This is a genomic window from Arthrobacter sp. Hb9-2 (genome assembly GCF_059091165.1).
Genome location: NZ_JBNHGJ010000021.1, coordinates 73,432 through 85,550 on the forward strand (window position 1 = coordinate 73,432; position 12,119 = coordinate 85,550).

Genomic DNA, 12,119 nt, shown 5'->3' on the forward strand with positions numbered 1-12,119 from the left:
TATCAGCCCGCTTTGCCTATGTGGACAACCTCCTACGCCCGGGCGATGACCTCGCCGTTGGGGATCAGGAACCAGCCGTCGTCGGTGGATCCCCAGCGGTGCCAGCCGGCGGAGATCCTGGCGAGGTCGGCGGGGTTGGCGAAACCATACTCCAGTGCCTGCTCTGCGAAAGCTGAGTGCAGCACGCGTTCGCCCCAGACGCGTGCTTGCCAGCGGCGCTGCTGCCCTGTGGCGTAGAGCCAGTTGCTGCTGGTGGGTGCGACGTCGGTGAAGCCGGCCGACTGCGCCCAGCTCACCAGCCGCCGCCCGGCGTCGGGCTCTGCACCGTTCCTGCGCGCGATCCGCTGGTACAGCTCCATCCACTCGTCCAGTTCAGGAATGGCAGGGTACCAGCTCATGCCGTGGAAGTCGGCGTCACGAACGGCAACGATGCCGCCCGGCTTTGCCACCCGTCGCATCTCCCGCAGCGCCTCCACGGGGTCGGTGAGGTGTTGAAGCACTTGGTGGGCGTGCACGACGTCGAATGTCTCGTTGTCAAAGTCGAGGTCGTAGATATTGCCCGCCACGAACTCCACGTTGGAAACCTCACGCTCGGCGGCGAGGGCTTTGGCCTGGGCGATGATATCCGGTGAGCGGTCCAGGCCGGTAACTTTTCCGGGGTCGACCAGAACGGCGAAATCGCAGGTGATGCTGCCCGGGCCGCAGCCGACGTCGAGCACTTCAGAGCCGCGCGCGAGGTGCGGCAGGACAAATGCCGCGGAGTTCTCGGCTGTCCTGGCGGCATGGGCGCGGACCACGGACTCGTGGTGGCCGTGCGTGTAAACGTCGTCTTCGGGCTGCTGCGCACTCATAACCAAACGCTACCCCCAACCTACCTGGGCGTGCTGGACGATTCTTCCCGCGCGGCAACCGTGGCTTCCACCATGGCCGTCATAAAGCGGGTCACTGTTTCCAGTTCCTCCGCGCTGAAATTCGCCATGGCACTGCCCATTTGGCGCGAGAGGGGAGCGAAGATGGCACCGCCGTCCTGGAACGCCTTGGGCGTCATGCGAAGGTGAACCTGCCGGCGGTCGGAGCTGTCCCGCTCGCGCACTACGTGTCCGGAGTTGTCCAGCCTGTCGATCAGGGCCGTGGTGGCGGGGGAACTCAGGTTCAGCTCCTTGCGCAGGAGCCCCGGCGTGACGGTACCGCCGTTTGCGGTGTGGCGCATGATGACCGCCAGCGCGTTCAGGTCCGTCCGGTGCATGTCCTTGCGGCCGCCGGCTGTGTCCACATAGCGGTTGGCCTCGAGGGTGAATTCCTGCAGGAGCCGTACCAAGGGGTGCGGCCCACCGGCCGCCGGAGGGCCGGGGGCAGCGGACGTCTCGTCGCCTGCCATGTCCGCCTCCAAGAATTTGTGCTCCATGCGGGCAACTTCCCCCGCCTGAGGCGCCGACTGTGCCGCTTAACCGTACTGACGGATATTACTTCAGCTGGGCCTTTCCCCTCTTCTCCCTCTAAAGAGGAGAAAAAGCTAGGGAGCCACTTATCTCTGTGATGGAGATACTCTATTATGGAATCAATTCTACTCCTGACAGCTGCCCGGAAGGCACCATGAAATCCCATTCCCACGCCAAGGAGCGCGTCCCGTTCTGGCTGCGCTGGCTCCTCCCCGTAATCCTCGTGTTGACCTGGCTGGCGCTCGCCGGGATGGGCGGACCTACCTTCGGCCGGCTCGAAGAGGTGTCCTCCAATGACCAGGCATCATTCCTCCCCGCCAGTGCCGAGGCCACTGCCGCGCAGGACTGGCAGGCGAAATTCCGGGAGTCTGATGAGGTCCCCGGCGTGATTGTCCTGGAAAGCGACGAAAGCCTCACCCCGGCCCAACTGGGCGGGGTCGCGTCCCTGCGGACGGAGCTTGAAGGCCTGGAACTGGGCAGTACGGTGATTGGTCCAATTCCGTCGGAGGACGGCAGGGCGGTCCAGTTCATCGCCCCCATCGACTCATCGGTCGAAATCAAGGAGGCTGTCCAGGAGCTGCGGGACACCGTTGCCGAGGCAGCGCCCGAGGGCATGCGAACCTATGTCACCGGTCCTGCCGGGCTGGCGGCAGATCTCACAGCGGCCTTTGCCGGCATCGACGGCATCCTCCTGCTGGTTGCCCTTGCGGCGGTCTTTGTGATCCTGCTGATTGTCTACCGCTCGCTGTTGCTGCCGATCATGGTGCTCCTGACCTCGGTCTTCGCCCTGTGTGCGGCCATCCTGCTGGTGTTCGGCATGGCGAAGGCCGGCTGGATCCAGCTCAACGGCCAAAGCCAAGGCATCCTGTCCATCCTGGTCATCGGCGCCGCCACGGACTACGCCCTCCTGTATGTGGCGAGGTTCCGGGAAGCCCTGACCCACACCACCAACCGCACCGCCGCCGTGCTGACCGCCTGGAAGGCCTCCTTCGAGCCCATCCTCGCGTCCGGCGCCACCGTGATCATCGCGCTGCTGTGCCTGCTCTTCTCGGACCTGAACTCCAACAAAGCCCTGGGTCCCGTGGCAGCTGCCGGCATCCTCTGCTCGCTGTTCTCGGCCCTGACCCTGCTGCCTGCCCTGATGGCACTCCTGGGCCGCGCCGCGTTCTGGCCCTTCCGCCCGAAACTTGCCCCCGCGGACGAGCGCGAGCCGGAGCTCATCACAGGACTGGAAGGCCAAAAGGGGCTGTGGCGCGCCACAGGCTCACTGGTCTCGCGGCGTCCCCGCATCGTCTGGGTTGCCTCGGTCCTGCTTCTGGTGGCCGGTTCCGCCGGCGTCCTACAGCTGAAGGCCAACGGGGTACCGCAGACTGACGTCATCCTTGCGGCGTCCAACGCCGTGGACGGCCAGGACGCCCTGGCGCGCCATTTCGACGCCGGCAGCGGCAGCCCCGCGGTTGTGGTGGTGGACCAGGGCAAGGCGGAGGAGGTGCTGGACACTGTGAAAGCGGCCGACGGCGTCGGCGAGGCCTACCTGTTGGCGCAGGGTTCCGTGCCCATCACCGGAGCCCCCGGCGCTCCCAGCGCTCCCGACGTCCGCGACGGCAAAGTGCTGATCAATGCCACGCTGAACTCCGCCGCGGATTCGCTCGAAGCGGAGGAGGCCGTAAAGGCCCTGCGTGAGGAGGTCAAGGCGGTGGACCGCGACGCGCTGGTGGGAGGGGTGACCGCCACGGCGCTGGACACCAACACCACTGCCCAGCGTGACCTCGTGATCATCATCCCGGTTGTCCTGGTGGTCATCCTCTTCATCCTGATGCTGCTGCTCCGGAGCGTGGTTGCACCGGTCCTCCTGGTGCTCTCAGTGGTCCTCTCCTACGCGGCTGCCATGGGTGTCTCGGCCTTTGTGTTCAACAACATCCTGGGCTTCCCCGGCGCGGACGCCACTGTTCCCCTGTTCGGCTTTGTGTTCCTGGTAGCGCTCGGGGTGGACTACAACATCTTCCTCATGAGCCGCGTCAGGGAGGAATCGCTGAAGCACGGCACCCGGCCTGGCATCCTTCGCGGACTCGGCGTCACCGGTGGTGTGATCACCTCCGCCGGGGTGGTGCTGGCAGCCACGTTCGCCGCCCTGGGCGTCATTCCCATCATGTTCCTGGTGCAGCTGGCATTCATCGTCGCCTTCGGGGTGCTGCTGGATACCGTCCTGGTGCGCTCGCTGCTGGTGCCCGCCCTGGCGTACGACATCGGTCCGCGGATCTGGTGGCCGGGCAAGCTGGGCCGGCAGGACGCGGAGCAGCGCCCGGGCCAGGCTGAGGCCCTGTTGGCGGAAACGCCGGCTCGATAGACTGCCCCTGCGCCCGCATGGACGCGGAACTCAAAGGAGAGATGCACCATGACTGAGAACCAGGAATCCGCAGCGGAGCAGCCCCGCAGGGGAAACAGCGCCCCCGGACTGGAAGGCGAAGGCGGCCAGTATGTGGATGGGGACTACGGTGACGCCGGCACTGTAGGGGACCCTGCCGGGAACCTCGAGGACGGCGAATACCCGGACGGGGATTACGGGGATGCCGGTACCGCTGGAACCGGTCACGAAACTGACGCCGTCAGGGAAGGGCTTACCGACGGGCAGGTCAACACCACGGCTGAAGAGCGGGGGCCCCTTCACGGCGACCGGGACAGCGACAGGTAGCCCCGCAAGGCAAGCAGCCGGGCGGCGCCGTTCTCCAGCAGCGAATGGGCGGGCCGCCGTCGACTGCTGTTCAAGCCCGCCCTCCCGCGGAACTCCCGGCCAACCCGCCACTGCCCAGAACAAAGTTGAGCGTACTCCACTCAACTTGGATTGACATCGCTGGCGCCCTGAGTAGAGTTGAGTGCAGAACGCTCAATCATCAGGGCGCCAGTAAGTTTCCAAGGAAAGAAGGAAGCAACACATGTCACGTGCAGTAGGTATCGACCTCGGAACCACCAACTCCGTCGTCTCCGTTCTCGAAGGTGGCGAGCCCACCGTTATTGCCAACGCCGAGGGTGGCCGCACCACGCCGTCGGTCGTTGCATTCTCCAAGTCCGGCGAGGTCCTGGTTGGCGAGATCGCCAAGCGCCAGGCCGTCAACAACATCGACCGCACCATCGCCTCGGTCAAGCGCCACATGGGTACCGGCTGGACCGTGGGCATCGACGAGAAGAAGTACACCCCGCAGGAAATCTCCGCGCGCATCCTCATGAAGCTGAAGAACGACGCCGAGTCCTACCTGGGTGAAAAGGTCACCGACGCTGTGATCACCGTTCCGGCGTACTTCAACGACGCCGAGCGCCAGGCCACCAAGGAAGCCGGCGAAATCGCCGGCCTGAACGTCCTCCGCATCGTCAACGAGCCCACCGCGGCCGCACTGGCCTACGGCCTGGACAAGGGCAAGGAAGACGAACTCATCCTGGTCTTCGACCTCGGCGGCGGTACCTTCGACGTTTCCCTGCTGGAAGTCGGCAAGGACGAAGACAACTTCTCCACCATCCAGGTGCGCGCCACGGCCGGTGACAACCGCCTGGGCGGCGACGACTGGGACCAGCGGGTTGTTGATTACCTGCTGAACCAGCTCAAGGTCAAGGGCATCGACCTGTCCAAGGACAAGATCGCCCTGCAGCGCCTCCGCGAAGCAGCAGAGCAGGCCAAGAAAGAACTGTCCTCCTCCACCAGCACCAACGTCTCCCTCCAGTACCTTTCCGTCACCCCCGACGGCCCGGTCCACCTGGACGAGCAGTTGACCCGCGCCAAGTTCCAGGACCTCACCAAGGACCTGCTGGAGCGCACCAAGAAGCCGTTCCACGATGTGATCAAGGAAGCCGGCATCAAGCTCTCCGACATCAACCACATCGTCCTGGTCGGTGGCTCCACCCGTATGCCCGCAGTCTCCGAGCTGGTCAAGGAACTCGCCGGCGGCAAGGAGCCGAACAAGGGCGTCAACCCGGATGAGGTTGTGGCCGTTGGCGCAGCCCTGCAGGCCGGCGTGCTGAAGGGTGAGCGCAAGGACGTCCTCCTGATCGACGTCACCCCGCTGTCCCTCGGTATTGAAACCAAGGGTGGCGTGATGACGCACCTGATCGAGCGCAACACCGCAATCCCCACCAAGCGGTCCGAGACCTTCACCACCGCTGACGACAACCAGCCGTCCGTGGCCATCCAGGTCTTCCAGGGCGAGCGCGAGTTCACCCGGGACAACAAGCCGCTGGGTACGTTCGAGCTGACCGGCATCGCCCCGGCTCCGCGCGGCGTTCCGCAGGTCGAGGTCACCTTCGACATTGACGCCAACGGCATCGTCCACGTTTCGGCGAAGGACAAGGGCACCGGCAAGGAACAGTCCATGACCATCACGGGCGGTTCCAGTCTCTCCAAGGAAGACATCGACCGCATGGTCAAGGATGCCGAGGAGCACGAAGCCGAGGACAAGGCCCGCCGCGAGGCAACCGACACCCGCAACACCGCTGAGCAGCTCGCCTACTCCGTGGACAAGCTCATCGCCGACAACGCCGACAAGCTGCCTGAAGAGGTCAAGACCGAGGTCCAGACTGACGTCGACGACCTCAAGAAGGCCCTCGAAGGCACGGACGACGCCGCTGTGAAGGCCGCCTTCGAGAAGCTGCAGGCTTCCCAGGGCAAGCTGGGCGAGGCCATCTACGCCCAGGCCGGTTCTCCCAACGGCGCGACCGGTGCCGCAGGTGCTGAAGGCGCCGCTGGTGCCGCAGGCGGGGAGAAGGCTGCCGACGAGGACATCGTCGACGCCGAGATCATCGACGAAGACGAAGCGAAGAAGTAGCCATGCCGCACCACGGTAACGAGGAAGAGCACATCTCATCCGCGCGCCAGGAGCAGCAGGGCAACGGCCACCAGGAACCGGTCATCCGGGACAACTGCAAGGTTGACCCGGTGACCGGGCAGGCCCGGCACCCTGAGGGCGCCGAGTCGGCCCCGGGCGACGGTTCCGAAGTGGACTCCGACGGCGACGCGCTCGCCCAGGCCGAGGAGATCCTCAACGGCATCGAAGTGCCGGCCGAGGAATCCGTGGCCCAGGGGGTTCCGGCGGGCTCCACCACCGCAGAGGCGGCCGAGCTGAAGAACGACCTCCTCCGGCTGCAGGCTGAGTACGTCAACTACCGCAAGCGCGTTGAACGCGACCGGGCCGTGGCAGGGGAGATGGCCGTCATCGGCGTCCTGAACTCCCTGCTTCCGGTCCTGGACGACGTCGACGCCGCCCGGCAGCACGGCGACCTCGCCGACGGCCCCTTCGCTGCGATCGCCACCAAGCTGGAGAACGCACTGAAGACCTACGGCCTGGCACGCATCGATGAGACCGGCGTGGAGTTCGATCCCACGATCCACGAGGCCCTCATCCAGCAGCCCGGCGAGGACATCGAAGTTGACACCGTCAGCCAGGTACTCCGCTCCGGCTATAAGTCAGGCGAACGCGTCCTCCGGGCCGCACAGGTGATCGTGGCCGTTCCGGCCTGATGGTCACCAAGGCGCCACGCCGGATATGGGGCGGTGCCCGCTCCGCGGTGCCCTCCACACCACCGCCCCATATCCGGCCTCCGCGTCGGCGGTGATCTCGCCTAAGGTGAGGTAATCACAAAGCTCGGAGCGGTACAGGGGCCCCGGGAGTGGCATCGGGCCTGCCGGAGCGTGGTGGCTTGGTCCGACAGGACCGAGCCACCACGCGTAGGGGCGGGGGCCCCTGTACCGCGGAGAGCTGTTAGTTAGAAGACTTTGAAAGGAAACGCCATTGGCTAGCCAGGATTGGGTGGACAAGGACTTTTACGCGATCCTTGGTATCGCCAAGGACGCTTCCGACGCCGACATTAAGAAGGCTTATCGGAAGCTGGCCAGGCAGCACCACCCTGATACGAACTCGGGGAACTCTGCTTCCGAGAAGAAGTTCAAGGACATCTCCGAGGCCTACTCGGTACTTTCCGATCCCGAAGAGCGCCAGCAGTATGACGCCATCCGGGCCATGGGCGGCGGAGCACGTTTTGCTCCGGGCGGTGCCGGTGCGGGCAACGGCGGATTCGAGGATATGTTCGGCGGCCTGTTCACGGGCAACACCGGACGCCACGCTGGCGGGTTCAACCCCTCCGCCGGCGGTATCCCGCCGGAGTTCGCCGATCTGTTCGGCGGCGGTTTTGGGCAGACGGGTTTCCAGCGGACCCCGCAGAAGGGCGCTGACCGTACTGCCTCCACGAGTATTTCCTTTGCGGGTTCGATCCGCGGCACCACCATCGGGCTGCGGGAACCCAGCGGTGAGGTCATCGACGTCCGCGTGCCCGCCGGCATCAAGGACGGCCAGAAAGTCCGCATCCGCGGCAAGGGCCAGCCCGGCGCCGCCGGCAACGGTGACCTGGTGGTGTCCGTTTCCGTCCAGCCGCACCCGTTCTACACGCGCGACGGCGACAACCTGCGTATCCACGTTCCCGTCACCTTCCCCGAGGCTGCCCTGGGCGCCGACATCGAAGTGCCCACCATCGAGGGCGAAAAGGTGCGGGTCCGCGTTCCGGCCGGGACGCCGTCGGGCCGTACCCTCCGCGTTAAGGGCAAAGGCGTGAAGACGTCCAAGGGGACCGGCGACCTGTTGGTGACCATCGACGTCGCCGTTCCCAAGAACCTGAACAAGGAAGCCGAAGCCGCGGTCAAGGCGTTTGCCGATGCCACGGCGGGAGCTGATGTCCGTGAGGGCCTGGCCGCCAAGGCCCGGCTTTAGCAGCGGGTGAGCCATGGACATCAACTCAGACCAGCCGATCTTTGTGATCTCGGTGGCGGCTGAACTGGCGGACATGCACCCCCAGACACTTCGGCAGTACGACCGGCTGGGCATCGTCTCGCCCAGCCGCGCGCCCGGCAAGTCCCGCCGCTACTCGCAGCGTGACATCAACATGCTGCGCGAGGTGCAGCGGCTGTCGCAGGAAGGCGTGTCGCTCGAAGGCATCAAGCGGATCCTGGAACTCGAAAACCAGGTGGCTGCACTCCAGCACCGTGTAGCAGAACTGGCTGAGGAACTCAGCCGGCGCCCGCAGCCTTTCGATTCCCGGATCTTTGCGGCGGGCGCAGCGGGGGACGTAGTGAGCCTGGCACGCGGCCAGCGCCCCCGTCCCCGCTCGCAGGCTGTGGTGCTCTGGCGGCCCCGCGCGATCGGACAGTAGCTCCTCCTTGGGCCCGGCCTGAATTAGAGTACTCACTACTCGTGACGGGACAGCCCCCGGAAACTTGAATGGAACCACTGCTGGATCAGCAGCAGTGGTTCCAAGTTTCTGGGGGTTTTCATGTTTGGTACTCATGGGCGGACGCCCGCCTTTTGTCGCTCACGCCACGGGGACCACCGGTGAGCCCGGGGATGGAAGCGGTCGCCTCATTCAGCGGCTCGATTCCCGGCCAGATCCTGTTGGCACTCGGACAAACCGTCGTGGTGGTGTGCGTCTGCTTCGACATGGTGCGCGCGCTGTCCGTGCCGCGGTCGCACCGGCGATTTGTGGCGAGCACCGTCTTCCGGACCCTGGCCGTCCCGTCCATCATCGCCAACGGCGTGACCGTCCTGATTGCCCTGGTGCTGGCGTCCTGGATCGACGTGGTGATGGGCATGTTCGTGCTCATGGCCATCATCTTCCGGCTGCACCACGACAAGGACGAGGACAACTGGTGGAAGGGCAAGGGCAAGAAGCTCGCCCGCTGGGCCCGCCGACAGCTCGGCGGGCGGACCGCCGCCGCCCCAGCCATGGGGTAGGCCGCTGCGCCAGGCCTCGGGCGCGGGCCCTTGGGGCAGCGGCGTCCGGGCTGGGCTTAGCCGTTGATGACCTGGGGTATGCCGAGGGCTTTGAGGCCTTCGACGCCGAATTCGACGCCGTAGCCGGACTGCTTGGCGCCGCCGAAGGGGATGCGGGGGTCGACTGCGCCGTGGCGGTTGATCCAGACGGTGCCGGCCTGGATGCGGGCTGCGACGCCGCGGGCTGCTTCCAGGTTGGGGGACCAGACCGAGGCGCCGAGGCCGACGTCGAGCCCGTTGGCCTTCTCCACCGCTTCGTCGATGCTGCTGTAGCGGATGATCGGCAGGGCGGGCCCGAACTGCTCCTCAACGACGAGCGGGTTGTTGTTGTCGATGTCCGCCACCAGGGTGGTGGGATAGAAGAACCCGGGCTGGCTGGTGTCCGGGTTTCCGCCGAGCAGGATGCGGGCGCCGGAGTCCTTGGCGGCCTGGACGAGGTTGGCGACGACGTCGTACTGTGCCTTGTTCTGCAGGGGGCCCAGGACGTTGTTCTCGTCGAGGCCGTTGCCCATGGGCATCGTCTTGGCGACGGCCACGAGTTCCGCGCAGACGGCGTCGTAGATGTCGTCGTGGACGTAGAGGCGCTTCAGGGCTGCGCAGGTTTGGCCGGTGTTCAGGAATGCGCCCCAGAAGATGTCTTCGGCGATGGCTTTGGGGTCGGCGTCAGGAAGGACGATGCCGGCGTCATTCCCGCCCAGTTCCAGGGTGAGCCGCTTGACGGTGTCCGCGGAGGATTTGATGATGGCGCGGCCGCCGGCGGTGGAGCCGGTGAACATGATCTTGCCGATCGCCGGGTGGTTGGTGAGGCGTGCGCCGACTTCCCGTCCGCAGGAAACGGCGGTAAGGATGCCGTCAGGGAGTTCCTCGTTGAGGACCTTGACCAGGGCCAGGACGGAGAGCGGGGTGTTGCCGGACGGTTTGACCACAACGGCATTGCCCATCCGCAGGGCCGGGGCGAGCTGCCAGACGGCGATCATCATGGGCCAGTTCCACGGGCCAATCGCACCCACGACGCCGATGGGCCGGTAGTGCAGCTCCGCACGGGTCTCACCATCATCAACGATGGTTTCAGGCTCCAGCGGCAGGCTGGCCGTGGCCCGCAGCCAGGCCACGCAGGCACCCACTTCGAAGCGGGCATTGGGGCCGTTCAGCGGCTTGCCCTGCTCACGGGAGAGCAACTGGGCGAGTTCCTCGGCGGACCGTTCGACGGCGTCGGCTGCTTTCAGGAGCGCGGCGGACCGGGCGTCGTGGCCCAAAGCAGCCCAGGCGGGCTGGGCAGCCTGCGCGCCGGCGACTGCCTGCTCGAGGTACTCAAGGTCATGAACGGGTGCCTCCCCCACAGTCTCGCCCGTCGCGGGATCAAAAATCGTCCGGCCGGTGCCGGCAGCGGGGGCAATGGACGCGAGAAGTGCATCGTAGGTTTCCAAGGGATACTCCACTTCGAGTAGCAAGGACGCCAGCCGGTCGGCGTAGCGGGTTGCTCCCAGTCTGGTTGACGGGCAGGGCCGGAGGCTTGTCTTTATGCGCAGGACAGTTGGAGCAGAGAGAACGCTCAAGCGTGACGCAGGCATGCTGTCCGGAACACCGGCGGGATGTCAGTTGGTATAGGGGTCGGTGATGCCGATGTATTGGGTGGTGGCGCAGGAGCCGGTTGAAGTAGCGGCTGTAGAGGTAGGACGCGAGGCCGTATTCGCTGGCGTTGGCCAGCCGGACCGCATCTGCTTCAGCGTCCAAAGCGGCGATGGCGTCATCGCTGGTGCCGGAGGCGAAGGTGGCGAGTACCGCCCGGTGGCGGGATCGTGCACGTCGAATGTGCCGCCGTCGGACGCTTCCCGCTCCGGTGAGATGGCAGGGGGCAGCGCAGACGTAACTGTCATTGAAAAAGCGTCCCTGGGAAGGGAAGGATCAATAGCTGGCAGGGGTGTCGCCGCCTGGCTTCTGGATGTATCGCTTCGCGAGGGCTTCGGAGCCTCTCGCTAAAAGGGCGACGTCGGCGCCTACCACGATGAAGTTGGCGCCGACGTCCAGGTAGTGACGGGCGGTGTCGGGGTTGAAGGCGTTGACGCCGGCCGGTTTACCGGCCGCCTTCGCGGTGGTGAGGCAGTGTTCGACGGCGGCGCGCACTTCGGGGTGTTCCTGCTGGCCGAGCAAGCCCATGGACGCGGCGAGGTCGGAGGGCCCGATGAAGACAGCGTCTACGCCGTCGACCTTCAGGAGGTCCTCGACTGCCTCTACCGCGGAGGTGGATTCAATCTGGACGGTAACGCTGATGGTCTCGCTGGCCCGGGCCAGGTAGTCCGGGACCCGGTTCCACCGGGCGGCGCGGGCCAGCGCCGAGCCGACCCCGCGGACGCCCTGGGGCGGGTAGCGGGTGGCGGCCACCGCTGCTTCGGCTTCTGCCACGGAGTTGACCATGGGGATGAGGAGGTTCTGTACGCCCAGGTCCAGGTACTGCTTAATCACCACGGTGTCGTTCACGGGCGGCCGGACCAGCGTGTGAACCGGGTAGCCGTGCGTGGCCTGAAGCTGGGCGAGGATGGATTCAAGCCCGTTGGGGCTGTGCTCGGCATCGACCAGGAGCCAATCCAGGCCGGATCCGGCGCACAGCTCGGCGATCAGCGGGCTGCCGGAGCACACCCACATCCCGGCCAAGGGCCGGCCTGCTTCACCCTTTTGTGCAGCGAGGGCGTCGCGGAAGGTGTCTTCTATTCGAAGCGGCATGTGACACTCCCCAGGGGTCCGTAGTCTGCGTGGACGGTGTCGCCCTTGTAGACCCAGAGGGGGCGGGTGAAGGATCCGGCGAGGATGATGTCGCCGGCCTTGAGCGAATCGCCGTGGGCGGCGATCTTGTTGGCGAGCCAGTGGACGCCGTTGGCGG

At 65.9% G+C, this 12,119-nt stretch carries 12 protein-coding genes and 1 pseudogene; 7 read left to right on the top strand and 6 right to left on the bottom strand.

Annotated features, from left to right (window positions below):
- Positions 1-32 precede the first annotated feature (32 nt).
- Both AC5RV1_RS13095 and AC5RV1_RS13100 read right to left on the bottom strand, forming a co-directional pair.
- A complete protein-coding gene (locus AC5RV1_RS13095) occupies positions 33-851 on the bottom strand; it encodes a methyltransferase domain-containing protein (RefSeq protein ID WP_493948050.1) in 819 nt (272 codons plus the stop codon).
- Between the two features lie 20 nt (positions 852-871).
- Positions 872-1,378 carry a MarR family winged helix-turn-helix transcriptional regulator gene (locus AC5RV1_RS13100; protein ID WP_493948147.1) on the bottom strand — a complete coding sequence of 169 codons (507 nt, stop codon included), beginning with the start codon at positions 1,376-1,378 and terminating at the stop codon, positions 872-874.
- Positions 1,379-1,593: 215 nt separating this feature from the next.
- Here AC5RV1_RS13100 and AC5RV1_RS13105 point away from each other — a divergent pair, with 215 nt between their 5' ends.
- From AC5RV1_RS13105 to AC5RV1_RS13135, 7 genes are all read left to right on the top strand, one after another.
- On the top strand, positions 1,594-3,786 hold the full coding sequence (locus tag AC5RV1_RS13105; RefSeq protein ID WP_493994854.1) for an MMPL family transporter: 2,193 nt from the start codon (positions 1,594-1,596) through the stop codon (positions 3,784-3,786).
- 48 nt (positions 3,787-3,834) lie between these two features.
- Complete coding sequence (locus AC5RV1_RS13110; RefSeq protein WP_493948048.1) at positions 3,835-4,131, top strand: hypothetical protein; 297 nt, start codon at positions 3,835-3,837, stop codon at positions 4,129-4,131.
- A gap of 241 nt (positions 4,132-4,372) precedes the next feature.
- Positions 4,373-6,250, top strand: coding sequence for a molecular chaperone DnaK (gene dnaK / locus AC5RV1_RS13115; RefSeq protein ID WP_493994855.1), 1,878 nt, complete (start codon positions 4,373-4,375; stop codon positions 6,248-6,250).
- Positions 6,251-6,252: 2 nt separating this feature from the next.
- Positions 6,253-6,942, top strand: coding sequence for a nucleotide exchange factor GrpE (locus AC5RV1_RS13120; protein WP_493994856.1), 690 nt, complete (start codon positions 6,253-6,255; stop codon positions 6,940-6,942).
- Positions 6,943-7,213: 271 nt separating this feature from the next.
- Positions 7,214-8,185, top strand: coding sequence for a DnaJ C-terminal domain-containing protein (locus tag AC5RV1_RS13125; RefSeq protein WP_430230001.1), 972 nt, complete (start codon positions 7,214-7,216; stop codon positions 8,183-8,185).
- 13 nt (positions 8,186-8,198) lie between these two features.
- Entirely contained in the window at positions 8,199-8,624 is a 426-nt protein-coding gene (locus tag AC5RV1_RS13130) for a heat shock protein transcriptional repressor HspR (RefSeq protein WP_493948044.1), read from the top strand.
- A gap of 191 nt (positions 8,625-8,815) precedes the next feature.
- Entirely contained in the window at positions 8,816-9,202 is a 387-nt protein-coding gene (locus AC5RV1_RS13135; RefSeq protein ID WP_493994862.1) for a hypothetical protein, read from the top strand.
- 56 nt (positions 9,203-9,258) lie between these two features.
- On the opposite strand, the gene AC5RV1_RS13140 is transcribed toward AC5RV1_RS13135, so the two are convergent.
- The 4 genes and pseudogenes from AC5RV1_RS13140 to AC5RV1_RS13155 form a co-directional block, all read right to left on the bottom strand.
- Positions 9,259-10,668 carry an aldehyde dehydrogenase family protein gene (locus AC5RV1_RS13140; RefSeq protein WP_493994857.1) on the bottom strand — a complete coding sequence of 470 codons (1,410 nt, stop codon included), beginning with the start codon at positions 10,666-10,668 and terminating at the stop codon, positions 9,259-9,261.
- 168 nt (positions 10,669-10,836) lie between these two features.
- Positions 10,837-11,118: a hypothetical protein gene (locus AC5RV1_RS13145; RefSeq protein ID WP_493948042.1), complete on the bottom strand. Its 282-nt coding sequence runs from the start codon at positions 11,116-11,118 to the stop codon at positions 10,837-10,839.
- Positions 11,119-11,146: 28 nt separating this feature from the next.
- Complete coding sequence (locus tag AC5RV1_RS13150; protein ID WP_493994858.1) at positions 11,147-11,962, bottom strand: HpcH/HpaI aldolase family protein; 816 nt, start codon at positions 11,960-11,962, stop codon at positions 11,147-11,149.
- A pseudogene (locus AC5RV1_RS13155) lies at positions 11,947-12,119 on the bottom strand (2-oxo-hepta-3-ene-1,7-dioate hydratase); the annotation flags it as partial. The pseudogene AC5RV1_RS13155 and the gene AC5RV1_RS13150, both read right to left, overlap by 16 nt.